At 65.4% G+C, this 25,243-nt stretch carries 25 protein-coding genes; 16 read left to right on the forward strand and 9 right to left on the reverse strand.

Features of this window, described 5'->3' with window-relative positions; all coding sequences use genetic code 11:
* Positions 1–15 precede the first annotated feature (15 nt).
* Both AC25Y4_RS06470 and AC25Y4_RS06475 read left to right on the forward strand, forming a co-directional pair.
* A complete protein-coding gene (locus tag AC25Y4_RS06470) occupies positions 16–1,449 on the forward strand; it encodes an APC family permease (RefSeq protein WP_488119574.1) in 1,434 nt (477 codons plus the stop codon).
* A 3-nt stretch (positions 1,450–1,452) separates the two neighbouring features.
* The gene (locus AC25Y4_RS06475) at positions 1,453–2,376 is read left to right on the forward strand and encodes an acetamidase/formamidase family protein (RefSeq protein WP_488119575.1); all 924 of its coding nucleotides are present in this window, start codon (positions 1,453–1,455) and stop codon (positions 2,374–2,376) included.
* Between the two features lie 47 nt (positions 2,377–2,423).
* On the opposite strand, the gene AC25Y4_RS06480 is transcribed toward AC25Y4_RS06475, so the two are convergent.
* The gene (locus tag AC25Y4_RS06480) at positions 2,424–3,329 is read right to left on the reverse strand and encodes a phosphotransferase family protein (RefSeq protein ID WP_488119576.1); all 906 of its coding nucleotides are present in this window, start codon (positions 3,327–3,329) and stop codon (positions 2,424–2,426) included.
* A 132-nt stretch (positions 3,330–3,461) separates the two neighbouring features.
* Here AC25Y4_RS06480 and AC25Y4_RS06485 point away from each other — a divergent pair, with 132 nt between their 5' ends.
* The gene (locus AC25Y4_RS06485) at positions 3,462–4,004 is read left to right on the forward strand and encodes a GNAT family N-acetyltransferase (protein ID WP_488119577.1); all 543 of its coding nucleotides are present in this window, start codon (positions 3,462–3,464) and stop codon (positions 4,002–4,004) included.
* On the opposite strand, the gene AC25Y4_RS06490 is transcribed toward AC25Y4_RS06485, so the two are convergent.
* Both AC25Y4_RS06490 and AC25Y4_RS06495 read right to left on the reverse strand, forming a co-directional pair.
* A complete protein-coding gene (locus AC25Y4_RS06490) occupies positions 3,975–4,526 on the reverse strand; it encodes a GNAT family N-acetyltransferase (RefSeq protein WP_488119578.1) in 552 nt (183 codons plus the stop codon). The two genes, AC25Y4_RS06485 and AC25Y4_RS06490, sit on opposite strands and share 30 nt — an antisense overlap.
* Positions 4,527–4,565: 39 nt before the next feature.
* On the reverse strand, positions 4,566–4,754 hold the full coding sequence (locus AC25Y4_RS06495; RefSeq protein WP_488119579.1) for a DUF1918 domain-containing protein: 189 nt from the start codon (positions 4,752–4,754) through the stop codon (positions 4,566–4,568).
* A gap of 150 nt (positions 4,755–4,904) precedes the next feature.
* Here AC25Y4_RS06495 and AC25Y4_RS06500 point away from each other — a divergent pair, with 150 nt between their 5' ends.
* The 13 genes from AC25Y4_RS06500 (at position 4,905) to AC25Y4_RS06560 (ending at position 16,301) form a co-directional block, all read left to right on the forward strand.
* On the forward strand, positions 4,905–5,441 hold the full coding sequence (locus AC25Y4_RS06500) for a methylated-DNA--[protein]-cysteine S-methyltransferase (RefSeq protein WP_488119580.1): 537 nt from the start codon (positions 4,905–4,907) through the stop codon (positions 5,439–5,441).
* 19 nt (positions 5,442–5,460) lie between these two features.
* Positions 5,461–5,940 carry an RNA polymerase sigma factor gene (locus AC25Y4_RS06505; RefSeq protein WP_488119581.1) on the forward strand — a complete coding sequence of 160 codons (480 nt, stop codon included), beginning with the start codon at positions 5,461–5,463 and terminating at the stop codon, positions 5,938–5,940.
* Entirely contained in the window at positions 5,937–6,575 is a 639-nt protein-coding gene (locus AC25Y4_RS06510) for a methylated-DNA--[protein]-cysteine S-methyltransferase (protein WP_488119582.1), read from the forward strand. Before AC25Y4_RS06505 ends, AC25Y4_RS06510 begins: the two co-directional genes overlap by 4 nt.
* A gap of 31 nt (positions 6,576–6,606) precedes the next feature.
* A complete protein-coding gene (locus AC25Y4_RS06515) occupies positions 6,607–7,221 on the forward strand; it encodes a DNA-3-methyladenine glycosylase I (RefSeq protein ID WP_488119583.1) in 615 nt (204 codons plus the stop codon).
* A 145-nt stretch (positions 7,222–7,366) separates the two neighbouring features.
* Complete coding sequence (locus tag AC25Y4_RS06520; RefSeq protein ID WP_488119584.1) at positions 7,367–7,531, forward strand: hypothetical protein; 165 nt, start codon at positions 7,367–7,369, stop codon at positions 7,529–7,531.
* 163 nt (positions 7,532–7,694) lie between these two features.
* Entirely contained in the window at positions 7,695–8,366 is a 672-nt protein-coding gene (locus AC25Y4_RS06525) for a GntR family transcriptional regulator (RefSeq protein WP_488119585.1), read from the forward strand.
* A gap of 112 nt (positions 8,367–8,478) precedes the next feature.
* Complete coding sequence (locus tag AC25Y4_RS06530; RefSeq protein ID WP_488119586.1) at positions 8,479–9,774, forward strand: alpha/beta fold hydrolase; 1,296 nt, start codon at positions 8,479–8,481, stop codon at positions 9,772–9,774.
* Positions 9,775–9,793: 19 nt separating this feature from the next.
* Entirely contained in the window at positions 9,794–10,990 is a 1,197-nt protein-coding gene (locus AC25Y4_RS06535; RefSeq protein WP_488119587.1) for an NAD(P)/FAD-dependent oxidoreductase, read from the forward strand.
* Positions 10,990–11,316: a (2Fe-2S)-binding protein gene (locus tag AC25Y4_RS06540; RefSeq protein WP_488119588.1), complete on the forward strand. Its 327-nt coding sequence runs from the start codon at positions 10,990–10,992 to the stop codon at positions 11,314–11,316. The genes AC25Y4_RS06535 and AC25Y4_RS06540 overlap by 1 nt, the downstream gene beginning before the upstream one ends.
* Positions 11,313–12,779, forward strand: a complete 1,467-nt coding sequence (locus tag AC25Y4_RS06545; protein ID WP_488119589.1) for an FAD-dependent oxidoreductase — start codon at positions 11,313–11,315, stop codon at positions 12,777–12,779. The genes AC25Y4_RS06540 and AC25Y4_RS06545 overlap by 4 nt, the downstream gene beginning before the upstream one ends.
* Positions 12,776–13,714 (forward strand): dihydrodipicolinate synthase family protein, encoded by a 939-nt coding sequence (locus tag AC25Y4_RS06550; protein WP_488119590.1) that lies wholly within the window; start codon positions 12,776–12,778, stop codon positions 13,712–13,714. Before AC25Y4_RS06545 ends, AC25Y4_RS06550 begins: the two co-directional genes overlap by 4 nt.
* A 2-nt stretch (positions 13,715–13,716) precedes the next feature.
* Positions 13,717–14,718, forward strand: coding sequence for a proline racemase family protein (locus AC25Y4_RS06555; RefSeq protein ID WP_488119591.1), 1,002 nt, complete (start codon positions 13,717–13,719; stop codon positions 14,716–14,718).
* Between the two features lie 56 nt (positions 14,719–14,774).
* The gene (locus AC25Y4_RS06560) at positions 14,775–16,301 is read left to right on the forward strand and encodes an aldehyde dehydrogenase (NADP(+)) (protein WP_488119592.1); all 1,527 of its coding nucleotides are present in this window, start codon (positions 14,775–14,777) and stop codon (positions 16,299–16,301) included.
* 63 nt (positions 16,302–16,364) lie between these two features.
* On the opposite strand, the gene AC25Y4_RS06565 is transcribed toward AC25Y4_RS06560, so the two are convergent.
* Genes AC25Y4_RS06565 through AC25Y4_RS06590 form a run of 6 tightly spaced genes read right to left on the reverse strand, consistent with a single transcriptional unit; the run spans position 16,365 to position 25,156 of the window.
* On the reverse strand, positions 16,365–17,855 hold the full coding sequence (locus AC25Y4_RS06565) for a GH1 family beta-glucosidase (RefSeq protein ID WP_488119593.1): 1,491 nt from the start codon (positions 17,853–17,855) through the stop codon (positions 16,365–16,367).
* Positions 17,848–20,199, reverse strand: a complete 2,352-nt coding sequence (gene yicI / locus AC25Y4_RS06570) for an alpha-xylosidase (protein ID WP_488119594.1) — start codon at positions 20,197–20,199, stop codon at positions 17,848–17,850. Before yicI ends, AC25Y4_RS06565 begins: the two co-directional genes overlap by 8 nt.
* Entirely contained in the window at positions 20,196–22,274 is a 2,079-nt protein-coding gene (locus AC25Y4_RS06575; protein ID WP_488119595.1) for a beta-galactosidase, read from the reverse strand. Before AC25Y4_RS06575 ends, yicI begins: the two co-directional genes overlap by 4 nt.
* Before the next feature lie 32 nt (positions 22,275–22,306).
* Complete coding sequence (locus AC25Y4_RS06580; protein WP_488119596.1) at positions 22,307–23,311, reverse strand: aldo/keto reductase; 1,005 nt, start codon at positions 23,309–23,311, stop codon at positions 22,307–22,309.
* Positions 23,312–23,321: 10 nt separating this feature from the next.
* Complete coding sequence (locus AC25Y4_RS06585; RefSeq protein ID WP_488119597.1) at positions 23,322–24,191, reverse strand: carbohydrate ABC transporter permease; 870 nt, start codon at positions 24,189–24,191, stop codon at positions 23,322–23,324.
* Entirely contained in the window at positions 24,188–25,156 is a 969-nt protein-coding gene (locus AC25Y4_RS06590) for a carbohydrate ABC transporter permease (protein WP_488119598.1), read from the reverse strand. Before AC25Y4_RS06590 ends, AC25Y4_RS06585 begins: the two co-directional genes overlap by 4 nt.
* Positions 25,157–25,243: the final 87 nt, after the last annotated feature.

Consider the following 25,243-nt stretch of genomic DNA (forward strand, 5'->3'; position numbering starts at 1 on the left):
CGAAAGGACACCACCGTGTCAACATTGAAAACCGGATCCACTGTGCTTACCCCACAGCAACAGCTCGAGGCAGCTGGCTACAAACAAGAGCTGAAGCGTTCGCTCTCCACCATGGACCTGCTGATCTACGGCCTGATCTTCATGGTGCCGATCGCGCCGTGGGCAATCTTCGGCGTCGTCTACAACGCGGCCGATGGCATGGTTCCGTTGGTCTACCTGATCGGCCTCATCGCGATGATCTTCACCGCTGTCGCCTACCAGCAGATGTCGAAGTCGATTCCGTTGGCCGGCTCGGTCTTCTCCTACGTCGGAAAGGGCATCCATCCAACGGCCGGATTCTTCGCTGGCTGGGCAATCCTGCTCGACTACCTGCTGGTGCCGACGCTGCTCTACGTCTTCGCGGCCGAGTCGATGGTCGGAATCTTCCCCGACACCCCTCGCTGGGTCTGGGCGCTGGTCTTCGTGGCGATCAACACCACGATCAACCTGCTCGGAATCAGCTCGATCAAGCGCATGAACCGCATCTTCCTCGTCGTTGAGCTCGCATTCATCCTGATCTTCGTGGTCATCGCCGTCACCGCACTCAACAGCGGAACCATCCCGGGCGCTGAGCTGACGATCGACCCGATCTGGGACCCGAGCAAGATGACAGGGCCACTGATCGCATCCGCTCTGTCGATTGCAGTGCTTAGCTTCCTCGGGTTCGACGGCATCTCGACCATGGCCGAAGAATCGACCGGTAGCCGCAACTCGGCCGGCAAGGCAATGATCATTGCCCTCGTGATCGTCGCATTCTGCTTCATCCTGCAGACCTGGCTCGCGGCAGCGCTCGCCGGTGGGCGTGAGTCGTTCGGTGACGACGAAGTGGGCAACGCCTTCTTCACCATCGTGCAGGCTGCCTCGAACACCGGCTGGATGAACGCGTTCTTCGTGGTCAACGTGCTGGCCGTCGGTATCGCCAACGCCATGGCCGCCCAGGCCGCAACATCGCGCCTGCTGTTCTCGATGAGCCGCGACCGTCAGCTGCCGAAGTTCCTGAGCAAGATCAGCGGACGCCAGGTGCCCCGCAACGCCGTGCTGCTTGTCTCAGCGCTCTCGGCCGTGCTCGTGCTGTTCTTCGTGGGCCAGATCGACCTGATCTCGTCGCTCGTGAACTTCGGTGCGCTGTTCGGCTTCATGATGCTTCACCTCTCGGTGATCGTGTTCTACATCGTGCGCAAGAAGTCACGCAACTTCCTCCTGCACCTCGTCATGCCGATCATCGGTTTCTTGATCATCGGCTATGTGCTGCTGAACGCGAGCATCGAGGCAAAGCTCGGCGGTATCGTCTGGCTGATTCTCGGTGCAGGGGTCTTCTTCTACTACCGGGTCACTGGCCGCAAGACCGATCTTGCCGGCGAAGCCGAGTCACTCGAGGTTCCGGCAACGGGCGAACGCGGGGGGCTGTAACCCATGGATCACTTTCTCGACAAGTCGCACGGCAAGTTCGGCTTCTCCGCAGATGTGGAGCCGGCCATTCGCATCACGCCAGGCACGGGAGAGCGCATCGGCTTCGAAACGAGCGATGCCGTCTACGCGCAGCTGCACGAGCTGAAGGACCTCGCACAGGTCACCGCGGGCATTAACCCGGTGACCGGCCCCGTCTACGTCGAGGGGGCGCTGCCCGGCGACGCCCTCGCCGTGACCATCCACGAGATTCGGTTGAAGGAGCACGGCTGGTCGGTGAGCCTGCCTGGTTCTGGCGCGTTGCAACACCTGATGGGCGACGACGTCTTCACCCGCAAGGTGCCGATCGACGACGCTGGCGTGCACGTGACAGATCGGCACGTCTTCGAACCGCGCCCGATGATCGGATGCATCGGCACGGCCCCAGCAGAAGGGTCGAACTCGACGATCATGCCGTCGACTCCGCAGGGCGGCAACATGGATGTCACCGAATGCCGACCGGGATCGACCGTCTATCTGCCGGTTATGGTCGAGGGTGCGTACCTCTCAATCGGCGACATCCACGCGATCATGGCGGAGGGCGAATCGTCCTTCGTGGCGATCGAAGCCGAAGGCATTGCCGTCGTCAGCATCGATCTCGTGCGCGGGATGGCACTGCGTGCACCGCGTGTGGAGACCGCAGACGAGTGGATCTTCGTCGGACTCGGCGATCCAGTGCAGACAAGCATCCAGCGCGGGTACGAGGACATGTTCTCGTTCCTCGTCGATGACAACGGCTGGAGCAAGGGTGATGCATACGCGGTGATGAGCGCGGTCGGGCATTCCCGTCTGGGCGGACCGACCGGGTCTGGCGAGCCTGACCCGCTGCATCCGTTTGCCGCCGTTGGTGCCGTCACGATTCACCGCTTGGCGAAAAGCGTGCTGGCGTAGTGAAGACATGATCAAGGCCCCGATTCGATCCGGAATCGGGGCCTTCGTCATGCGTCGGGAGGTATCTCGGAGACGTATGAGCCTCGCGCTTCTTTGTCGCGGTGCCGCACGTTTACCAGCCAGGTTTCGAGATCCTGTCGAAGTCTGGCTGGCCCCAGGTCTTCTCGGCCGAGGCCCTGATAGTTGGGAGCCCAGCTCTCGATGTTCGGTTCCGCGTTGAGGGCGGCGAACAGGTCCCACAGGTGCAGGTGCGGGACGCGCTCGCCGCTGGTCTGCTCGTATGACTGTGTGAAGGCATCCGCGATTGTTTCGTCGTAGAGGAGGACGAGGTCGAGACGAGCCCAGGACACGTCGAATCCACGCGGCGCCAGGCCGGCACCAGACCAATCCACCACCCCAGTGAGACGGTCACCCTGCCACAGGGTGTTGCCAGACCAGAAGTCATTGTGCGTGACGACGGGGGAGTCGTCGAGCAAGACGTCCCACTGGTCGCCGAGGGCGGGTATCCGCGTGGTTTTTGCCATGATGTCCGGCAACCCAGAATGCAATGGATGAGCATGGATGCACGCGAGGAGCTGGCCTAGTTGTTGCGCGAACCAAATGGGGTTCCGCGGGGTGATGTTGGCCACACCGGGCATGAGGGACGTCAGGATTGTCGGTTGACCGCACTCAGCTCCGTCGACGTCGGCCGCGAGGAGCAGTGGTGCGAAACCGCCAGCGCCGCCGATAATGCCAGCGCTGCCGAGCGCGCCAAGGACGACGACTTCGCGCCGCACCGCGGTGTCGCCCCGCGGGAATTGCCGCAGCACGAGTGACTTGTTATTCGACGTAGTTATGACACTTGTCACGGCATGCTCGCCACCGTGTAGCGTGCGCTCCCAGGAGCTAGCGGATGCGCCGACGCGGCCTGCGGCCCAATCGAGGACTGTCTGGTTTGGGCCCATGGAATCCATGGTGATCAGTATGGCCGTTCGGGCAGTGAGGCCGGTGAGCAGTGGTGGGGCAGCGCCAGCTACTTCTTGACCGTCGCCCGCGTCGCGGACCTCATCCGCGACATGGCGCCCCGGGGTGGCTAGCATCGATGGATGCCCTATCCCGTTGCGCTGTCAGACGATGTGACACTTCGATTGGTCACGGCCCGCGACCTTGAGTCGATTCGCGATGCGTATCGACGCAACCGGGAACACCTCGCGCCGTGGGAGCCGGAACGCGCGGAGTCGTTCTTCGAGTCGACCGAACAGGGCCAGATCCTGGCGAACCAGATCGCGCAGCTGGGAGTTGGAGCCGGGTATCCGCTCGTCATGGTGCACGGCAACACCATCATCGGCCGGATGACGCTCTCAGGAATCGTGCGCGGACCCTTCCAGAGCGCCAGCGTCGGCTACTGGGTTGACAAGGAACACGCTGGAGCTGGCCTCGCATCCGCAGCCCTCGACCACCTCGTCGCGCACAGCAGGGACGAGCTCCGCCTGCACCGCCTCGAAGCCGGCACCCTGCTGCACAACGTCGCCTCACAGCGCGTGTTACAGAAGGCCGGATTCGAACCCATTGGCGTGGCCAGAAACTATCTCAAAATCGCCGGCAGCTGGCAGGACCACTTACTGTTCCAACGCATCCTGAGTGAGTAGCGGCGCGAGGTAGACGTGGGAGATCGGATGCGGCCCGTCCACGCCAAACCACGAAGACTCGTAGGAGTGGATCCGTTTCCATCCCCGTCGCTCGTACAAGGTGACGGCGTCCTGATTGTGGTCGACGACTTCGAGCGCCAGCGATGCGCCTGACTCGGTGGCGTAGGCCTCTGCTCGCGCTATGAGCGCAGAGGCGGCACCCAGACCTCGGCCTGCGGGTGTGACGAACAGCCGGGTGAGCCCCAGAACCGATGGCGCATCCAATTCGAGCGCGTCAGCGAGGCCTGGTGCACGAAACGCTCGAACAAGCGACACATGTGCAACGCACGTTCCCTCGACTTCAGCGACCCATGCTTGCTCGACGTCTCCGTCGAAGAGCCACTGGGCGTTGACGTGCCTCTCCATGATGGGATATCCATCGAGGCGGTGCACCTCTGCGAGGGCAGGAACGAGAGTTCCTGCATCCGAGGCGCGGCGGTCTCGCACCAGGAGGGTCGGGTTCGCAGGCGTGCCGTGGTTCATGCCCTCATTCTTGCAAACACTGCGCTCAGCCGGGCAAGCTCAGTCGTGCGGATGCTCCACCACAAAGTCAGTGCCGGGATACACCACGATCTCGTGGCCATTCTCGAACCGCACGAGATAGGGCGGGTTACCATCCTGCCCGCGCACCTCAATGATCGAGCCGTGCCGATCAGGGGTCTCGACTGTCTTGCCTCGAATGATGATTCGGTCGCCAACGTGGGCTTGCATGTCACTTACCTCCGGCTGTCACGTACCCGTGCTGCCACGCTACGCCGCGGGTGCGGAATGGAATAGCGATCTCACGTTTGGATACTGGGCTACGTCTACCCCATAGAGGCACCGATTCGACAGAATAGGAACGACAGGATGGAACTCGTGATGAGCATCGAAAGCAGTGCGGATCTCTCTCGTGATGCAGGCATCCGCTATCGCATCATCGACTCCCCGGTGGGCGAGTTGACGCTCGTCGGCCGATCCGCGGGCCTTTCTGCCGTGTATTTCGCTGAGCACAAGCGCCGACCTGAGGCCGAGGCGTTCGGGCTGCGCGACGATGATGCATTCACGGATGCCGTCACTCAGCTTGCCGAATATTTCGCCGGTGACCGCACCACGTTCGACCTCACCCTGGCGCCGGTTGGCGATGGATTCCAATTGAAGGTGTGGGCGCTGCTGCGGGAGATTCCGTATGGGCAGACCCGCTCATACGGGCAGCTGGCCACGCTGCTCGGCGATCGGAATCTCGCTCGCGCGGTCGGAACGGCCAACGGCAAGAATCCGCTCAGCATCATCGTGCCGTGCCACCGTGTGGTCGGAGCCGACGGCAGCCTCACCGGCTACGCGGGTGGCCTTGACCGCAAACGGTACCTCCTCGGCCTCGAAGAACCGGCAGAGGCCGGCGTCGACCGGCTCTTTTGAGCCTTCGAAATCTGAGGCCATGAAACCATTCGAGCAGGTTGTCGCCGAGCACGGGGCCACGGTTCTGCGTGTCTGTCGCGCGGTCGTCGGAGCCGTCGACGCCGATGATGCCTGGTCGGAGACCTTCCTCGCGGCCCTCAGGGCGTACCCGGAGCTCGGCGAAGGCGCGAACGTCGAAGCCTGGCTCGTCACTATCGCCCACCGAAAGGCCATCGACATCATTCGGCTGCGGGGCCGCACGCCGATCCCGGTCGAACGGCTGCTGGAAGGGGAGTCGCGACTCGGCATTCCAGACGGCCGCGACCGCGACCTCTGGGCGGCCATCGGCACGCTTCCCGCCAAGCAAAGGCAGGCCGTGACGTACCACTACATCGTCGGGCTCCCGCATCGCGATGTTGCCGAAATCCTCGGTGGCACAACGGATGCCGCCCGTCGCGCCGCAGCGGACGGCATCTCGTCACTGCGAGTGCGGCTGCGCGTGAAAGGACTAGTCGGATGACTGACATTGACGACACTGACATTGACGACACAGAGATCGCTGCGCTGCTCGCGCCGGCCAGTGCTGTCGCGCAGAGCGACCTCGACCGGTTGCATGCCGCACTCGGGCTCACTGCCGCCGAGCGCGGCGACCTGGACGTCGCATACCGCACCCTCGATACGCCTGTCGGTCTCATGCTGCTCGCGGCAACCGACCAGGGCGTTGTGCGGGTGGCGTTCGATCGTGAAGACCACGATGCGGTGCTCGAGACTCTCGGCACGCGGATCAGCCCGCGGATCCTGCGCGCGCCGGCCAGGCTCGACGCGCTCGCTCGCGAACTCGACGAGTACTTCGCCGGCACGCGCCGCACCTTCGACCTGCCGCTCGATCTGCGGCTGACGGCCGGATTCCGACGCAGCGTGATCGAGCATCTGCCCGACATCCGCTACGGCCACACGGAGAGCTACACAGAGGTTGCGCGCGCGACGGGGCGTCCGAATGCAGTGCGCGCCGTCGGAACCGCGTGCGCCACGAACCCGCTGCCCCTCATCGTGCCGTGCCATCGCGTTGTGCGTTCAGACGGATCGTTCGGCAACTATGCGGGAGGTACGGAAGCCAAGCGCATATTGCTTACGCTTGAGGCGGCATCCGTGTGATGCACCTTTCGATGAGCAAGGAGAACCTGCGGTGAGCGAAATCGTGACAGCTGTCGTGCATGGCGCTGTCGTGCATGGCGCTGACGGGCTGGCCAGGCCGACCTGGGCGGCCACCGATCCGCTGATGCGCGAGTACTACGACACCGAATGGGGCATGCCGGTGCGCGATGAGCACGGCCTCTTTGAGCGGCTCAGCCTCGAGGCGTTTCAGTCTGGGCTGTCGTGGGCGACCATCCTGAAGAAGCGCCCGGCCTTTCGGGCCGCCTTCGATAACTTCGATCCAGACCTCATCGCCGCATACACGGATGCCGACTACGAACGCTTGATGGCGGATGCCGGCATCGTGCGCAACCGGCTCAAGGTGCTCGCCACGATCACCAATGCGCGGGCCACTGTCGCGCTGCGCGAGGACGGTGGCCTCGTCGACTTCATCTGGTCGTTCCGTCCGTCAGAGACCCCGCAGCCGCGGTCGCACGCGGAGGTTCCCACGCAATCTACGGAATCGATCGCACTGTCTAAGGCGCTGAAAAAGAAGGGCTTCGCCTTCGTCGGCCCGACCACGATGTTCGCACTCATGGAGGCGACAGGGATCGTCGACACCCACTTGCTCGACAGTCACCGGCGCGGCTCGTCCGGCGTATGGTGAGGGCTCCGTTATTGACGTGATCAGCCCTTCTTCGGGAGGCGCGACACGCCCGGGTTCATGATTTTCTACCACGTCACCCCTATTTGGGGGTAAGCTATCAGGCCGGAGATCGTCTCCGCGAAAAAGAACAGAGAAGAGTCACCCCTTGAATCTCCTGCTGATCATTGTTGTAATCGTTGCTGTCCTCCTCCTCATCACTGGTGGATTCGTGCAGTCGTTGAATTTCCTGCTGTGGGTCGGAATCGTTCTGGCCGTCATCGCAGTCATCGTATTCTTGATGCGCTCAATCTCCGGACGGAAGAACGTCTAGCCATTGATTGCCACTCCTGAGGGAGTGCGCCCGAAGGACCGTGTGAGTACTCACGCGGTCCTTCGCTCGTTAACGGATCACGCCGTCGGCTACCATTCGATATGGTTCACCGGGCGCGCGGCCGGCAACAGCGCGAAACCGCGTTTACGAGAGTGAGTACACGATGACCGTCTCAGCGATCCATAAGGTGGAGCAGCTGGCGAGTTTGCGCGATCGCATCGGCGAATCACTCTCTGCCGCAATCATCTCTGGCGAGCTGGCGCCGGGAACGCTTGTCTCCGTTCCCACCCTTGCCGCCCAGTTCGAGGTGTCGGCCACGCCGGTGCGCGAAGCCATGCTTGACCTCGAGCAGCGCGGCTTCGTGGTGTCTGTACGCAATAAGGGCTTCAGGGTGACCGATGTCAGTGAGCAGGACCTCAGGGAGATCCTCGAACTTCGACAGCTGCTCGAGGCGCCTGCAATGCGCGCTCTCGCCGCGAACTTCCCTGTCGAGACCCTGCCGAAATGGCGTGCCATTGCCGACGAGATCAGCACACACGCCGACACCGCGAACCTCACCGGTTTCGTGGAGCGCGACCGCGACTTCCACCTCGGGCTCCTTGAGCTCTATGGCAACACGCATCTGGTCGACATGGTGCGGGAACTGCGCCAGCAGACCCGCATGGTGAACCTGGCCCGCATGACTCACAGCAGCAAGCTGCGTGACTCGGCGCACGAGCACCACCTCATGCTCGATCTGCTCGAAAAGGGCGACGGTGCGGGCCTGGAAGAGCTCGTCGTGCTGCACCTCGGCCACGTTGTCGGCTGGTGGGCCGGCACGCCAGAAATCAGTTAGGCGCACGCCCGTGGCCGCGAAGCCACGCGCAGCAGGGGTTGTGCAGGATTGTAATATGTCACCTATCACCATAGGGTCTTGATCACGCAGTGTGAACAGAAGGAGTCCTGGCATGATCACCGCCAGTTACACGGTGCCCGGTATGAGCATCACTGACCACGACGTCGAGGTGCCCCTCAACTGGTTCGACGACACAGAGACCCGGCGCATCACCGTGTTCGCGCGCGAGATCGTCGACCCGGTGCGCCGTGCGGACGACCTGCCATACCTGGTGTTCCTGCAGGGCGGCCCAGGCGGCAAGGGTCCACGGCCCACCGAGCCGAGCGGATGGCTCGGGCACGCCCTCGCGACTCACCGCGTCGTGCTGCTCGACCAGCGCGGCACAGGCCGCAGCTCGCGCATCGACGGCCAGGTCATCGCGTCATTCGATGACGATGCAGCCGCGGCCGCATACCTCGGACACTTCAGGGCAGACTCCATCGTGAAGGACGCCGAGTTCCTGCGCCGCACCGTGTTCGGTGGAAAGCCGTGGGCAACCCTCGGCCAGAGCTACGGCGGATTCCTCACGCTCAGCTACCTGTCATTCGCACCTGAGGGGCTTCGCGCCTGCTACGTCACGGGCGGCCTGGCCAGTGTGCGCCCAGACGCCAGCGAGGTCTACCGGCGCACATACCCGCGCACGGAGGGTAAGAACCGCGAGTTCTACGCCCGCTTCCCGCACGACGAAGAACAGGTCGGCCGCATCGCTGACCTGCTCGCGGCGGGCGACGTCGTGCTGCCAGACGGCGACACCCTGACGGTACGACGCTTCCAGAGCCTCGGCATCGACTTCGGCATGAAGCCCGGATTCGAGCGCATGCACTGGTTGGTCGACGAGGCATTCGCCACCGGCAACGACCGATTGAGCGAGACATTCCTCAGCCAGGTGCAAGCCCGCACCTCCTACGCTGACAACCCGCTCTTCGCCGTCATGCAGGAGAGCATTTACGCCGCAGACACCACGGGTGCGACGAACTGGGCGGCAGAGCGCGAGCGTGCTCGCCATCCGCAATTCGCTGAATCAGCACGGCCGCTGCTGTTCACCGGAGAAATGATGTACCCGTGGATGTTCGAAGAGATTCGCGCGCTGCGGCCGTTCCGTGGCGCGGTGGAACTGATGGCGGCGCAGACCGACTGGAGTGCGCTGTACGACCGTGACGCGCTCGCAGCCAATGAGGTGCCGGTCGCCGCGGCCGTCTACTACGACGACATGTATGTCGACTCGCACCTGCAGCTGGAGACGTCAGCCAACGTCGGAAACACCCAAGCGTGGGTGACCAATGAATACGAACACGATGGCATCGGGTCTGATCGGGTGTTCACCCGGCTCACCGAACTCGTTGCGAGAACAGGCGGAGAGCGACCGTGATGGAAACAACAGGCTGGGCATGGCACAGGATGTGATCATCGTCGGCGCCGGCATCATCGGTGCCGCCTGCGCGCGCACGCTGTCCGCTGCGGGATTGAGCGTGACGGTCATCGATCGCGGCACGGTGGCCGGCGGCACGTCATCGGCGTGCGAGGGAAATCTGTTGGTCTCCGACAAGGGCGCAGGCCACGAGCTCGCCCTCGCGCAGTACACCGCAACGCTGTGGAAGCAGGCGGCCATCGACCTCCGCGAGCAGCTCGGCGAGTCATTCCCGTCTGTCGAATACGACCCAAAGGGCGGCCTCGTCGTCGCGACAACGCCGGAAGGTGCCGCGCCGTTGCTGGCGTTCGCCGCCCGCCAGCTGGGCGCAGGGGTTGACGCCCGCGTCATCAGCACCGACGAGGCCAGGGTGCTCGAACCCGACATCGCGCCCTGGATCCAGGCGGCCGTGCACTACCCGGAAGACGCGCAGGTGCAGCCGACGATCGCGACGGACGCGCTCATGGCCTCCGCCAGGCTCTACGGCGCCCGTGTGTTGGAGAACACCCCCGTGCTCGGTCCGCTGCTCGATTCTGCGGGTGCGCTCGTCGGCGTGATCACCCCAGAGGGCGCGCTCCGTGCACCGCGGGTCGTCGTTGCTGCCGGTCCGTGGTCGGCCGAAGTCGCAGCGCTCCTCGGTGTGCACCTCCCGGTTCGACCTCGCAGGGGCGAGGTGCTGGTGACGAGCCGGATGCGCCATCGCATCTTCCACAAGGTCTACGACGCCGACTATGTGGGCGCGGTCGGGTCGGATGACAGCGCCCTGCAGACCTCCAGCGTTGTCGAGTCCACCGGAGCCGGCACCGTGTTGATCGGTTCGTCGAGGCAGCAGGTCGGCTTCGACTCCCGTTTGAGAGTCGATGCGCTGCACGAGATCGCGACCAAGGCCATGCGCCTGTTCCCGTTCCTCGCAGACGCGGCGATCATGCGCAGCTACGGCGGCTTCCGCCCGTTCATGCCAGACCACCTGCCCGTCATCGGCGAAGACCCGCGACTGCCAGGACTCTGGCACGCGACAGGACACGAAGGCGCCGGCATCGGCCTCAGCCTGGCGACGGCGGCCATGATCAGGGACCTGATGCTCGGCACGCCCACCGCACTCGACGCGACCCCGTTCTCGTTGTCACGCCCGTCGTTGGCACCCCACCTGATTCCTCACCTCACGGAGGTGGCCTGATGGCTCCCCGACTCTTCCACAACGGCCTCGACCCCGTGCGCCCAGCCCCACCAACGCCGGTGACGATCACGGTCGACGGTGAACCTGCGACCGGCGTCGCAGGGCAGAGCCTGGCCGGGGTCATCCTCGGCAGTGGCACCCTCGGCTTCCGGCGCACCTCGGTGAGCAACGCCCCACGCGGCGTGTTCTGCGGCATCGGCGTGTGCTTCGACTGCGTGGTCGTGGTGAACGGCCAACGCGACGTGCGTGCCTGCCAGCGCCGGGCATCCGCTGGTGATGTCGTCGTCACGCAGCACGACGAGCTGCCGGGCGGTGGTGCAGAGTGAACACCGTTCTCGTGATCGGGGCAGGACCAGCCGGTCTCGCCGCAGCTCTCGCCGCTCGCGAGGCTGGGGCATCCGTCACCATTCTCGACTCGTCAGACCAGCTGGGCGGCCAGTTCTGGCGGCACCTGCCAGAGCAGCGCCCAGCGGTCAATGAGCGCATCCTGCACCACGGCTGGGCACAATTCCGTGCCATGGCTGCCGCGCTCGAGGGCGACGACGGATGCCGCATCATCACCTCAGCGCAGGTCTGGGCCATCGAGCTGAGGGACAACGCCGCCGGCACAGTGCACGTCGTCATCGGCGAACCAGACGGCGTCGGCCGCGACCGGCTCGTGCTGCACCCGGACGCGATCGTGCTGGCAACAGGCGCGCACGACCGCACCCTGCCGTTCCCCGGCTGGGACCTGCCAGGCGTCTTCACCGGAGGCGCAGCGCAAGCACTCGCCAAGGGAGAGCGCCTCGCGGTGGGTGACCGCGTCGTCGTTGCCGGAGCAGGGCCATTCCTGCTTCCCGTCGCAGCCTCACTGGCGGCAACGGGGTCACGCGTGCTCGGCGTCTTCGAAGCCAACCGGATGCCGGCGCTGGTGCGCGGCTGGCTGCCACGTTTCTGGCAGCTCTTCCCCGCGGCGAGCAAGGGCGCAGAGCTCGGCGGGTATGTGGCTGGGCACCTGAAGAACCGCATCCCGTACCGACTGGGCAAGGCCGTCATCGCCGCGCACGGCACCGACAGGGTTGAAGCGGTCACTGTGGCATCCGTCACGGCTGACTGGTCGCCGATTCCCGGCACCGAGAAGCGGATCGCCGTTGACGCCGTCTGCGTGAGCCACGGCTTCGCGCCGCGGCTTGAGCTGGCCATCGCCGCCGGCTGCGCGCTCACCCCTGAGCGTTTCGTGCAGGTCGACGCAGGCCAGGAGACCAGCGTCCCAGGGGTCTTCGCCGCAGGCGAGATCACCGGCATCGGCGGAGTCGACCTGGCGCTCGCAGAGGGCAGCATCGCCGGACATGTCGCCGCCGGCGGCACCGCGGCCGACGCGACACTCGCCAAGGCGACGCGAAAGCGAACGACATTCCGCGGTTTCGCGCAGCGGATCGAAGCGGCTCACGGCATTCGGAGCGGCTGGCCGACGATGCTCACGCACGACACCATCGTGTGCCGCTGCGAAGAGGTGAGCTATGGGGCGCTCTGCAGTGCGGCCGACGCCACCCATTCGCACTCGCTTCGCGCGCTGAAACTCAGCAGCAGGGCCGGCCTCGGCCTCTGCCAGGGTCGCGTCTGCGGGCGAACCGTCGAGGCGCTGCTCGCCACCCGCACCGGTGGCCTTTCCGATGGCGTATCGACGGATCGTCGCCCAATCGCCGCGCCGATCCGGCTGGGCGAATTGGCAGCTCCCGTGGTTTCGGCAGGCGATGCCACCGCAGGTTTTCACGAATCACACCAAGCACCTACGAAAGGACCGAAATGACCAAGCAGGCATTCGATCTCGGCGGCGTCATCGTCGCCACGACCCTCGCATTCAAGGAAGACTCGTCGGCTCCCGCCGGACTCGCGGTCGACTACGACAAGTTCGCCGCGCACTGCGACTGGCTGATCAGCAACGGATGCCGCGGCGTCGGCCCGAACGGTTCGCTGGGGGAGTACTCCTCGCTGACCGACGAGGAACGCCGCAAGGTCGTCCAGGTGGCCGTTGAGGCTGTCGACGGCCGCGGTCTCGTCGTTGCCGGTGTGCACGGTGTCGGCTGGCACCAGGCCAAGAAGTGGGCAGAGTACGCGAAGGAAGACGGCGCCGATGGCGTGCTGCTGCTGCCGCCGACCCTCTACCGTGCGAACGAATCAGAGGTCATCGAGCACTACCAGCGTGTGGCAGAGGTCGGCTTGCCGATCATGGCGTACAACAACCCGTACGACACCAAGGTCGACCTGACGCCGAGCCTCGTGGCGAAGCTGGCCGAGATCCCTGAGGTTGTCGCGGTCAAGGAGTTCTCCGCCGACATCCGTCGCGTGCTGGAAATCAAGGAACTCTGCGACATCGACGTCATCGCCGGCGCAGACGACCTGCTGTTCGAGTCACTCGTTGCCGGCGCGACCGGCTGGTTCGCCGGCTACCCGAATGCGTTCCCGCGTGAGGCCGTCGAGATCTACAACCTCGTCAAGGATGGCCGCATCGCTGAGGCACTTGAGATCTACACGCAGCTTGTCACCGTGTTCCGCTGGGACTCCAAGACCGAGTTCGTGCAGGCCATCAAGCTCTCGATCGACCTCGCTGGCGGCAGCTACGGCGGACCCACGCGTCCGCCGCGCGGACCGCTGAGCCCGGCCGTCGACGCCCAGGTGCGTGCAGACACGAAGAAGGCGCTCGACTACCTGGCTGTGCGCCGCGCTGCGTATTCCGCCGCATAGTCATGCGCTCATCGCGAATGTATACAGCGGTTGATTCCCACACAGAGGGGATGCCCACCAGGGTCATCACCGGTGGCATCGGGGTCATCCCCGGCGCGACCATGAACGAGAAGCGCCTCCATTTCATGGAGCACATGGATGATATCCGCTTGTTCCTCATGAACGAGCCACGCGGCCACGCGGCCATGAGCGGTGCGATCCTGCAGGCGCCGACGAGAGCGGATGCCGATTGGGGCGTCGTGTACATCGAGGTGTCCGGCTGCCTGCCGATGTGCGGGCACGGCACCATCGGGGTTGCCACCGTGCTGGTGGAAACCGGCATGGTCGAGGTCGTCGAGCCGGTCACCACCATCCGCCTCGACACTCCGGCCGGCCTCGTGATCGCCAGGGTGGCCGTCAGCGATGGCCATGCGGATTCCGTCACGCTGGAGAACGTGCCGTCATACAGCGTGCGGCTCGACGACACCGTCGATGTGCCCGACTACGGCCCCATCGAGTACAGCCTCGCCTTCGGCGGCAACTTCTACGCCATGGTCGACCTCGATGCGGTCAACCTGCCGTTCGACCGCGCCAACCAGCAGGAGATCCTCGCCGCCGGCCTGGCCATCATGGACGCCATCAACACCACGAACCCGCCGAAGCACCCAGAGATCGACGGGCTTGACCACTGCCACCATGTCGAGTTCATCGCGCCGGGCTCGACGGCCGAGTATTCCAGGCACGCGATGGCGATCTACCCCGGCTGGTTCGACCGCTCACCGTGCGGCACCGGCACGTCTGCGCGCATGGCAGAGCTCTGGGCTCGCGGTGAGCTCGGCCTCGACCAGGACTTCGTGAACGAGTCATTCATCGGCTCGACGTTCACCGGACGCCTGATTCGGGAGACGACGGTTGCCGGTATCCCCGCCGTCATCCCAACCATCACAGGTCGGGCCTGGGTGACCGGCATCGGCCAGTACCTGCTCGACCCCGCAGACCCGTTCCCCACCGGATTCCAGTTCTAGCTTCACCCCGTTCTTCCTCTGCTTCACCCCGTTCTATCTGTAAGGAGCGTCGTGCCATGAGCACCGCAACGAGTACCCCCGTCACCACCCCAGAGCAGCTCGATGCGATCGCGAACCGCGCAGTGGCTGCGGCGCCCGTCTGGGCCGCCACAGAGCCGAGCGTGCGTGCAGCTGCCCTGGTGGCGGCAGCGGATGCCCTCATCGCGGCCCGCGACGAGCTCGTCGCGATCGCGCAGGACGAGACGGGCCTGACGGTTGCGCGCCTCACCGGTGAGGTCGGCCGCACGGCCGTGCAGCTGAAGCTCTTCGCCGAGGTCGTCATCGACGGGTCGTACCTCGATGTGCGCATCGACGATGCAGACCCCGGCTTCGTGCTCGGTGCCCGTCCAGACCTCCGCCGCTACCGCATACCGGTCGGCCCCGTGCTGAACTTCGCCGCCAGCAACTTCCCGTTCGCGTTCTCCGTCGCCGGCGGAGACACGGCCGCTGCCCTCGCCGCTGGGTGCCCCGTTATCGTGAAGGCGCACCCTGGGCATCCGCTGCTTTCTGCGCGCACGGCAGAGATCGTGGCCGCAGCGCTCGAGGGCGCTGGAGCGCCAGCCGGAATCCTGCAGCTCATCACCGGCCAGGCAGAGGGCGTGCAGCTGCTGCAGGACGCGCGCATCGCAGCCGCCAGCTTCACAGGGTCGATCAAGGCCGGCCGCATTCTGGCCGACATCGCTGCGGCACGCCCAGCCCCCATCCCGTTCTACGGTGAACTCGGCAGCGTCAACCCGGTGTTCGTCACCCAGGCCGCGCTCGATGAGGATGCCGACGCCATCGCAGGCGGATACGTCACGAGCGTGTCGGGCTCAGCCGGCCAGCTATGCACCAAGCCGGGCTTCCTCTTCGTGCCGAGCGGTCACGACCTGGCCGATGCTCTGGTGGCGAAGGCGGCCGCTGTGGGAGAACACCGCCTGCTGAACCCTGGGATCACCGCCGGCTACCAGGCCAGGCGCGACGCGATCCTCGGAACCGCTGGAGTCACGCCCATCGTGCTGGGTTCAGTTCGTGTCGACGACGACGGCAATGGCTGGGCGACGCCCACCATCGTGTCGGTGTCGTCCACCGACCTGCTTGCCGGGCGCGACACCCTGGGCGATGAGGCTTTCGGCCCGCTGTCAGTGCTCGTCGAGTACGACGACGCTGCAGAGCTCGCGGCGCAGGCGAGCCAGCTGTTCGAGGGCAACCTCACCGGTACGGTGCACGCCGGCACCGGTGAAGACAGCGCTGCCCTCCGCGGGATTATCGACTGGATCGCCCAGAACGCCGGACGTGTACTGCTGGGCGGCTGGCCAACTGGCGTCGCCGTCACGCCGGCGCAGCAGCATGGCGGGCCGTGGCCGGCCACCAGCAACGACAGCGGCACCTCTGTGGGGAGCGCGGCCATCGGCCGATTCCTGCGTCCAGTCGCCTACCAGAGCGTTCCGCAGGAACTGCTGCCGACTCCACTGCGCGATGACAACCCGTGGAATGTTCCGCAGCAGCGGAACGCCGCCGGTTCATCCCAGTCGTGGGGAACCCTGCAGGGCGACGCCCGCTAACACAACAAGGCCGGGCCCCACCGAATGATTCGGTGCGGCCCGGCCTTTTTGGTGTCGCTCTCGTTAGCTGAGCGGCTGGATGGTGCGGGTGGCGATGACCTTCGAGTACCACTTGGCGCTGTCCTTGATGATGCGCTCCTGCGTCTCGAAGTCGATGTAGACGATGCCGAACCGCTTCGAGTAGCCGTAGCCCCACTCGAAGTTGTCCATCAGCGACCACACCTGGTAGCCGCGCAGGTCGACGCCGCGGGCCATGGCCCGGTGAGCGGCGGTGAAGTGGCGCTGCAGGTAGTCGGTGCGCTGCTCGTCGTGCACAACGGAGACGGTCTCGCCGGACTCTGTGGTCTCAGAGGTGACGACATCAGCGAAAGATGCGCCGTTCTCCGTGATCATCAGCGGCAGGGCCGGGAACTCCTCGTGCAACGCCACCAGCAGCTCTTCGAGGCCGGCCGGCTCGATGTTCCAGCCCATCTCTGTGTACGGGCCGGCCTGCGCGATGAACTCGACGCGGTCGGCGCCCGGCCACGGTGATCCACCCATGTCCTTGTGGCCGTCGTTGTTGGCTCGCGGGCTGACGCCGTCCCAGATCCGTACGAGGGTGGTGGAGTAGTAGTTCACACCGAGCAGGTCGAGCGGCTGGTGGATCAGCTCGAGGTCGCCTGGGAGGATGAATGCCCAATCCGTGACATCCGCTGTGTCAACGAAGACGTCCTCAGGGTATGCGCCGTGCAGCAGAGGGCCGAGGAACACGCGGTTGGCGAGTCCGTCGATCTGGCGCACGGCCTCTGCAGCCTTCTCGCCCTCTCCGCGGATGACGTGCAGGTTGAGGGTGATCGAGAAGGCGGGGTCGTTGGTGACGACCTTCTTCAGCGCGGTGACGGCGAGGCCGTGCGCGAGGTTCAAGTGGTGCACTGCGGCGAGAGCCTTCGCGCCGTCGGTGAGGCCTGGGGCGTGCGCGCCAGAGCCGTAGCCGAGGTAGGCGGAGCACCACGGCTCGTTGAGCGTCGTCCAGGTGATGACCTTGTCGCCGAGTGCCTCGCCCATGATGCGGGCGTACTCAGCGAACGCGTATGACGTGGCGCGGTTGGTCCAGCCACCCTCGTCCTCAAGGGCCTGCGGGAGGTCCCAGTGGTACAGGGTCGCGATGGGCTTGATGCCGCGAGCGATCAACCCGTCGACCAGGCGCGTGTAGAAGTCGAGGCCCTTGGCGTTGGCCGGGCCGGTTCCTGTCGGCTGGATGCGTGACCAGGAGATGGAGAAGCGGTAGGCCTGAAGCCCCAGCTCCTTCATCAGGTCGAGGTCGGACTCGAGGCGGTGGTAGTGGTCATCCGCCACGTCGCCGGTGTCGCCGTTCCAGACCTTTCCTGGCGTGTGGCTGAAGGTGTCCCAGATGGACGGGCCGCGGCCGTCTTCGGTGGCAGCTCCCTCGATCTGGTACGAGGCCGTGGCCGAACCGAAGATGAAGTCAGCCGGGAACTCCAGTCCCCAGTCGCGGTAGTCGGCGTTGCCGACGGATGCTGCTGCGGAGCCCGTGGTGGTGGGTGCGTTAGACATAGGTGAGAACGGCCTTTCCATTCGATGTGGTGACGATGTCGCCGCCGGCGAGGCGAACACGGATGTCCGCGCCGGTGGTCGACACCTCTACTGTTGTGCCGGTTGTGGTCACCGTGTTGGTGGTCACAGTGACGAGGACCTCTGCACCCGTCTCAGAACTCACAACACGGGTGGTGGTGGACTTCGTTGTTGCACCCGGGTACACCGTGACGAGCAGGCCGTCGAGGTAATCGTAGTCGGGGCGGTCGGTGCGGTTTCCGGTTGCGAGCACGGCGCCGCCGCGAATCCAGATCGGCATGCTCAGCACGCTGTGGGTTTCCCTGCGCCAGGTCGATCCCTGGGCGACCTCACCGGTGAGGTAGTTCGTCCAGGTGCCGGCCGGCAGGTAGTACTCGACGCTGCCGTCGCCGCTGAAGACCGGAGCGACGAGGATGTCGGCGCCGATCATGTACTGGCGGTCGAGGTAGGAGCACGACAGGTCGTTCGGGAACTCCAGCTGCATGGGGCGCATGAACGGCAGTCCGCGCTCGTGGGCTTCGAGGCCCAGTGAGTACAGGTACGGCATCAGCTCGAGCTTCAGCTTGGAGAACTTTCGCGTGACCTCGACGGCCTCCTCGTCGAATGCCCACGGCACCCGGTAGCTGGAGGAGCCGTGCAGACGCGAGTGGCTGGAGAACATGCCGAACGCGACCCAGCGCTTGAAGACCTCCGGGTCTGGCTTGCCTTCGAAGCCGCCGATGTCGTGGCTCCAGAATCCGAAGCCACTGAAAGCGAGGGACAGCCCACCGCGGAGGGTCTCTGCCATCGACTCGTAGGAGGACGAGTTGTCGCCACCCCAGTGAATCGGCATCCGCTGCCCGCCGGTGGTCGCTGACCGGGCGAACAGCACAGCCTCGCCCTGCCCACGGTGCTCTTCGAGCACCTCGAAGACGGCCTGGTTGTAGAGCTGGGTGTACCAGTTGTGCATGGCCTCAGGAGAAGAGCCATCGTGCCAGACGACGTCGGTGGGGATGCGCTCGCCGAAGTCGGTCTTCAGCGCATCGATGCCCTGCTCGAGCAGCACGCGCAGCTTGGCCTGGAACCAGGCGGTCGCTTCAGGGTTCGTGAAGTCAATAAGGCCCATGCCGGCCTGCCACTGGTCCCACTGCCAGATGCTGCCATCTGCGCGGCGAACGAGGTAGCCGGCATCCGCTGCTTCGTCGAACAGCTTGGAGCGCTCGGCGATGTACGGGTTGATCCAGGCGCTCAGGCGCAGTTCGCGCTCGTGCAGGCGGGCAAGCATGCCCTCTGGGTCTGGGAAGACACGGGCGTCCCACTCGAGGTCTGTCCAGTTGAACTCGCGCATCCAGAAGCAGTCGAAGTGGAAGACAGACAACGGCAGGTCGCGCTCGCGCATCCCGTCGATGAAGCTGTTCACCGTCGCTTCGTCGTAGTCGGTGGTGAAGCTGGTGGACAGCCACAGGCCGTATGACCAGGCCGGCACCTTCGCCGGGCGACCGGTGAGGGTCGTGTAGCGCTCGAGGACGTCCTTCTGGGTCGGGCCCTGGATGACGAAGTACTCGAGTGCCTCGCCTGCAGTGGAGAACTGCACGCGCTCGACAGACTCTGAGGCGACCTCGAATGAGACGTGCTCGCTGTGGTTGACCAGCACGCCGTACCCGCGGTTGGTCATGTAGAACGGGATGTTCTTGTACGACTGCTCGCTGGATGTTCCGCCATCTGAATTCCAGATGTCGATGGTCTGGCCGTTCTTGACCAGGGCGCCGAAGCGCTCGCCGAGGCCGTAGACGAGTTCACCGACGCCGAGGCTGAGCTGCTCGTGCACGTAGGTGCTGGCCGGGGCGAGACCGGTCGTGGTGATGCCAACTTCGCCCACAGGTTCGGCGGCGATGGGGGCATCGGAGGCGAGGCGCATGTAGCCGACCGACTTGTGCTTGCTCGAGGTGAGCACGCGGCCGTCTGACTCGAACGTGAGGTTCCACGGGGCGCCTGGGGTGATGCGAGCGGTGAGGCCTCCGCTGGTCAGCGTGCCAGAGGCCATGGCGCCGTCGACCGACTGGGTCTCTGCAACACCAACACCCTCTGTGGCGCCAACGAGGTCGAAGCCGGCAGCTGGACGCCTGCCCTTGTGGTGCTCAATCCGCACCCGGATGACGCCGTCGAGCGGGGACGACAGCGTCACCGTCAGCATGGGACGGTTCAGCGTGTCGCCGCGGGTGGCGATGACCTTGGTGGGGGCGTAGACGCGGAGGTTGTCCCCGTCGGGCATGATGTCGTACGCCTCCTGGGCGTACAGGGCGGTCACGCCGGGGCGTGCCTGCCAGAAACCATCGGTGAACTTCATACGGTGTCCTCTCGGATGACGGCGACGGCTCCGGCGGCAACGGAACCGCCAGAGGTGAACCGGTCGCCCGACACGAGGTCGAGTCCGGTTGCATCGAGAGCGAGCGGCCCTGATGAGTGGTTGATGGCAAAGAGCCAGGTGGTGGAGGACCCGGCATCCGCAGACCCAGCGACGCGGCGAACGAGCTCAAGGCCGCGGTCGGCTCGTGCGACAGGGGTGAGCCCCGCACGCGCGATGAGCAGGTCGAGAAGCGCGCCGGTTGAGGGGCGGTCGAGCTGGGTCGAGACGTACTGCGCCGTCCCTGCGCCGACTTCCCTGAGGGTGATCGCCGGAAGCCCGGCGAGCTCTCCTGAGGTGTAGCGGGCGACAACGGATGCTGTGGTCGCCTCCATCAGCTCACTCCAGACGGCGCCCGTCCACGATCCGTCGCCGGTGACGGCGCCCTCAAGGCCGACGGTGTCGCCCTCGAACAGCGGGAAGAACTCTTCGACGCGCACGCCAAGGAGATCGCGCAGGGCGCCGGGGTAGCCGCCCTCGATCACTCGATTGTGCTCGGTGACGATGCCGGAGAAGCTCGTGACGACCAGGTGGCCGCCGCCCTCGACGTAGGAGGAAAGGCTCGCGGCATCCGCTGCAGTCAGCAGGAAGAGGGTGGGCGCCAGCACCGCTTTGTACCCGGTGAGCGGGGAAGACGGGTGCACGACATCGACCTGGATGCCCCTGCTCGTCAGCTCGCGGTGCATGGCGAGGGCGACGTCGAGCGAGTTCACGTCGACGGTGGGCTTCGCACCGGACTTCAGCGCCATGGCGGAGTCGTAGTCGAACAGGATCGCGACCTGCGACGGCTGCACGCGACTGCCAACCACCTCGCGGATGTCGCGCAGCGTCTTGCCGAGCGCGGTCACCTCGCGGAAGATTTTGGTGCGTGCGCCGGCGTGCGGCACCACGGAGGAGTGGAACTGCTCACTGCCGGCCGTCGACTGGCGCCACTGGAAGAACAGGGCGCCGTCTGCGCCGCGGGCGATGTGGGCGAGGCTGTTGCGGGTGAGCTCGCCGGGGGCCTTTGCGCGGTTGCGCGGCTGCCAGTTCACCGCAGAGGTGGAGTGCTCGATGAGCAGCCACGGGTCACCGCCCGACATACCGCGCACGCGGTCGGCGGAGAACGCCAGCTCTCCGTAGGTCTCCGGGTCGTGACCCATCGTGTAGTGGTCGTTGGCGACGAGGTCGACGTCGTTGGCCCAGCGGGCGTAGTCGAGGCCGTTGGGGTGGTTCTGCACCATGAAGTTGGTGGTGATGGGGATGTTCGGGGTGATCCGGCGCAGCACCTCGCGCTCTGCCATGTAGTAGTCGAGCAGCGCGTCTGAGGTGAAGCGTTCGAAGTCGAGCAGGAGGCCTGGGTTGTGGCTGGTGCTGGTGTACCGCGGCGGCACGATCTGCGTGAACGCGGTGTAGTGGTGTCCCCAGAACGCGGAGCCCCATGCGTCGTTCAGCGCTTCGATGGTGCCAAATTTCTTCTCGAGCCAGACCTGCCAGGCGCGGCCGGTCTCGTCGTCGTAGCTGTGGGCGTTCTCGTTGCCGAGTTCGTTGCTCACGTGCCAGAGCTTCAGTGCGGGGTGGGTTGCGTAGCGGGTGGCGATGGCCTCGACCATGCGCAGCGCGTAGCGACGGAAGACGGCAGAGCTGGGGTACCAGCCCAGGCGGCCACCCTGTGAGTTGCGTACACCGTGCTGGTTGACGGTGGCGATCTCCGGGTGCGCCTGCATCAGCCACATGGGCGGTGCTGCGGTGGGAGTGGCGAGGTTGACACCGATGCCGGCCTCGGCGAGCAGGTCCAGGATGCGGTCGAGCCAGCCCCAGTCGAAGACGCCATCGGCGATCTCGAGCAGGCCCCAGGAGAAGACGCCGACGTTCAGCGAGTTCACGCCGGCTTCGGTCATCAGTGCGATGTCCTCGATCCAGACGGACTCTGGCCACTGCTCTGGGCTGTAGTCGCCACCGAGGGCGAAGCCGTCAGCGATCCAGGGGAAGGTGGTTCCGACCGGTACATCGGCGGAGCGGGACACGAAGTCCGTCATGGGTGGGTCACTTTCTCTTGCAACGAATGGGGTCAAGGCCAGGTAGTTCCGGGCGGTTCCTGCCAGACGGAGCGGTCTGGCACGAGCTGTTCTAGCTCTGCCCAGAGCTCCTGCGGAATATCGAGGGCGTCGGCCGCCACCGTCTGCTCCACCTGTGCGACGGTGTTGCCCCCGACGATGGTGGAGGTGATCCGCGGGTCACGAGTGCTGAACTGCAGTGCCGCCGCCGAGAGGCTCACCCCGGCGCGCTGGCAGGCCAGACCCATCTGGGCGATGGCATCAGCCATAGCGGATGACGCGGGTCGATACGCGTAGGTGCGTGGGACCTCCGGCCACCGGGCGAGGGCTCCGCCGCCGAGCACCGCGGCATTGATGACGCTGACGCCGCTCTCTGCTGCCACCATCACCAGTTCCTCGGCGGAACGGTCGACGAGGGTGTACCGGTTGTGGGTGATGACGGCGGTGAACAGGCCGGTCTCGACATAGCGCTGGAGCATCGGTGCGGGGCCGCCGGAGATGCCGATCTGGTCGACCAGCCCACGGTCGCGCATCTCGAAGAGCGCTCGTACCGGTCCGTCGACCGCGAAGGCCTCGTCCCAACCGATCAGCTCTGGGTCGTGCAGGTACAGCATGGGGAATCGGTCGAGACCAAGCTTGTCGATGCTCTCGTCGAGGCTTCGGCGCATCCGCTCGCCTGAGAACGAACCGGTGACGGGGTCACGATCGAGTTTGGTCTGCAGCACGACACCGGCCGGAAGTCCGCCGCGGCGACGGATGGCATCGCCGATGTAGCTTTCGCTGGCACCAGCGCCGTATTCGTTCGAGGTGTCGATGAAGGTGATGGCGGCGGTGACCGGAGCATCAGCATCAACAGCAGCGTCGAGCATGGCCTCGAGCACCGCGACCTGGTCGTCGCCGAAACGGGCGCGCGACCAGGACGAGGTGCCGAGGCACAGCCGGGAGATCGCGGGGCCATCCGGTCCGAGGGTGCGCGGTGCCGTGCGGACCGCCGCCTCGTGCTCGACATGTGCTGACATGATCTGTTCCCTAGCCCTTGACCCCGCCGGAGAGCAGGTCGAGGCGCCAGAAGCGCTGCAGGAAGAGCATCAGCGCGATCAGCGGAATGATGGAGATCGCGGCGCCGGTGATGGCCACCGAGTACAGCGCCGGGGTGCCTGAGCCCTTCGACAGCAGCGTGTACAGGCCCACGGTCAGCGGGTAGCTGTTCTGGTCGCTGAGCATGATGAACGGCAGCAGGAAGTTGTTCCAGATGCCGACGAACTGCAGCATGAAGACCGTCACCATGCCGGGGAGCATCATGGGCAGGCCAATGCGGAGGAAGATCTTCCACTCGCCGGCGCCGTCGAGACGCGCGGCCTCGATGGTTTCCTGCGGAACAGCGGCAGAGGCGTAGACGCGGGAGAGGTAGATGCCGAACGGGCTGATGATGAGCGGGAGGAGCACCGACAGGGTTCCACCGGCCAGGCCCACCTGCGAGAGGAGGAGGTACTGCGGGATGGCCAGGGTGATTCCGGGGATCAGGACGCCGGCGAGGATTGAGTAAAAGATGACCGTGCGGCCCTTGAACTCGTACTTGGCCAGGCCGTATCCGGCCATCGTGGAGACGAACGTCGACAGCACTCCGCCGAAGCCGGCGTAGAGGATCGAGTTGGCAGCCCACAGGCCGTACTGGCCGCCACCGTAGCTGAACAGGTCGCCCAGGTTATCCATCAGGCCGCTGCCGGGGATGAACGAGAAGGTCGTGAAGAGTTCGCTCGGCGACTTCGACATGGCGGTGAAGACCCACAGCACCGGAACCAGGCAGTAGAGCGCACCGATCATCAGGATGGTGGTTGGCAAGACCTTGCCGCGATTGGTGGCCAGCTTGGCCGTCTCGCGAGTTGCGGCGGCGGTCATGACTTTTCTCCCTTGTTGCGGCGGTTGCTGAGCCAGATGACGATTCCAGACAGCGCGACGGTTCCGACAGCGAGAACCACGGACAGCGCTGCGGCGCCGGGGAGGTCATCGGTGAGGAATGCGTTGCGGTAGATGGTCATCAGCGGCACCCAGGTTTGGCTGATGATGTCGGTCATCGGCTTCAGCGTTGTGGGCTCGCTGTAGAGCTGGAGCGCGCCGATCACGGAGAAGATTCCGGTGAGGAGCAGCGCTGGAACGACGAGGGGGATCTTCACGCGCAGGGCGATCTGGATCTCGTTGGCGCCGTCGATGCGTGCGGCCTCGTAGATCTCACCTGGAATACCGCGAAGCGAGGTGTAGATGATGATCATGTTGAAGCCGACGCCACCCCAGATTGCGATGTTGGCGATCGATCCGAAGATGCCACCGGGTTCAAGGAACGGGATGGTGCCCCAGCCGAGCGCCTGCGTGATGTACGAGAAGGGGCTGGTGGATGGCAGGTACATGAAGCCCCACAGCAGGGCGGCGATGACGCCGGGCACTGCGTATGGGATGAAGATGGCGGTCTGTCCGAACCGGCTGGCGCGCACGCCAGGGGTGTCGAGCAGCAGGGCGAAGAGCAGTGCGAGGCCGAGGGTGACGGGCACGGCGATCGCTGCGTACAGCGCGAGGTGCCAGAATCCGCTGCCAAGGGCAGGGTCGGTGAGTACGGCGATGTAGTTGTCGAAGCCGGCGAAGACCAGTGCCTTGGTGCCGAGGATGCCGCCGCCCTGAATCTTGTACGCCGTGAAGCTGAGGTACGCCGCGTAGATGATCGGGACGAGCATGAACAGCACAAACAGCACAACCGCGGGCCCAACGAACAGGTACGGGGCGAAGCGGATGCGCGAACGCGGTCGCTTCCGCGGGGGGACGGAACCCGTGCGCGTGAGTGGCGCCGCCGGTCTGGCGGAGGTGGCAGTCATCGATTCTTCCTTCTTCAGGAGAGGGTCGGCGGTGGCCGACCCTCTCAGTGCGACTGGCGCCGCGAGTGAGCGTGGTGCTGCTGTGTT

The sequence above is a fragment of the Leifsonia sp. Y878 genome, from assembly GCF_057669685.1.

What these genes read in the sequence shown, in the direction of transcription:
- AC25Y4_RS06475 (WP_488119575.1), top strand. Translation starts at nt 1,453, where the DNA reads ATGGATCACTTTCTCGACAAGTCGCACGGCAAGTTCGGCTTCTCCGCA.
- AC25Y4_RS06480 (WP_488119576.1), bottom strand. Translation starts at nt 3,329, where the DNA reads ATGGATTCCATGGGCCCAAACCAGACAGTCCTCGATTGGGCCGCAGGC.
- AC25Y4_RS06485 (WP_488119577.1), top strand. Translation starts at nt 3,462, where the DNA reads ATGCCCTATCCCGTTGCGCTGTCAGACGATGTGACACTTCGATTGGTC.
- AC25Y4_RS06490 (WP_488119578.1), bottom strand. Translation starts at nt 4,526, where the DNA reads ATGAACCACGGCACGCCTGCGAACCCGACCCTCCTGGTGCGAGACCGC.
- AC25Y4_RS06495 (WP_488119579.1), bottom strand. Translation starts at nt 4,754, where the DNA reads ATGCAAGCCCACGTTGGCGACCGAATCATCATTCGAGGCAAGACAGTC.
- AC25Y4_RS06500 (WP_488119580.1), top strand. Translation starts at nt 4,905, where the DNA reads ATGAGCATCGAAAGCAGTGCGGATCTCTCTCGTGATGCAGGCATCCGC.
- AC25Y4_RS06505 (WP_488119581.1), top strand. Translation starts at nt 5,461, where the DNA reads ATGAAACCATTCGAGCAGGTTGTCGCCGAGCACGGGGCCACGGTTCTG.
- AC25Y4_RS06510 (WP_488119582.1), top strand. Translation starts at nt 5,937, where the DNA reads ATGACTGACATTGACGACACTGACATTGACGACACAGAGATCGCTGCG.
- AC25Y4_RS06525 (WP_488119585.1), top strand. Translation starts at nt 7,695, where the DNA reads ATGACCGTCTCAGCGATCCATAAGGTGGAGCAGCTGGCGAGTTTGCGC.
- AC25Y4_RS06530 (WP_488119586.1), top strand. Translation starts at nt 8,479, where the DNA reads ATGATCACCGCCAGTTACACGGTGCCCGGTATGAGCATCACTGACCAC.
- AC25Y4_RS06535 (WP_488119587.1), top strand. Translation starts at nt 9,794, where the DNA reads ATGGCACAGGATGTGATCATCGTCGGCGCCGGCATCATCGGTGCCGCC.
- AC25Y4_RS06540 (WP_488119588.1), top strand. Translation starts at nt 10,990, where the DNA reads ATGGCTCCCCGACTCTTCCACAACGGCCTCGACCCCGTGCGCCCAGCC.
- AC25Y4_RS06550 (WP_488119590.1), top strand. Translation starts at nt 12,776, where the DNA reads ATGACCAAGCAGGCATTCGATCTCGGCGGCGTCATCGTCGCCACGACC.
- AC25Y4_RS06555 (WP_488119591.1), top strand. Translation starts at nt 13,717, where the DNA reads ATGCGCTCATCGCGAATGTATACAGCGGTTGATTCCCACACAGAGGGG.
- AC25Y4_RS06560 (WP_488119592.1), top strand. Translation starts at nt 14,775, where the DNA reads ATGAGCACCGCAACGAGTACCCCCGTCACCACCCCAGAGCAGCTCGAT.
- AC25Y4_RS06565 (WP_488119593.1), bottom strand. Translation starts at nt 17,855, where the DNA reads ATGTCTAACGCACCCACCACCACGGGCTCCGCAGCAGCATCCGTCGGC.
- yicI (WP_488119594.1), bottom strand. Translation starts at nt 20,199, where the DNA reads ATGAAGTTCACCGATGGTTTCTGGCAGGCACGCCCCGGCGTGACCGCC.
- AC25Y4_RS06575 (WP_488119595.1), bottom strand. Translation starts at nt 22,274, where the DNA reads ATGACGGACTTCGTGTCCCGCTCCGCCGATGTACCGGTCGGAACCACC.
- AC25Y4_RS06580 (WP_488119596.1), bottom strand. Translation starts at nt 23,311, where the DNA reads ATGTCAGCACATGTCGAGCACGAGGCGGCGGTCCGCACGGCACCGCGC.
- AC25Y4_RS06585 (WP_488119597.1), bottom strand. Translation starts at nt 24,191, where the DNA reads ATGACCGCCGCCGCAACTCGCGAGACGGCCAAGCTGGCCACCAATCGC.
- AC25Y4_RS06590 (WP_488119598.1), bottom strand. Translation starts at nt 25,156, where the DNA reads ATGACTGCCACCTCCGCCAGACCGGCGGCGCCACTCACGCGCACGGGT.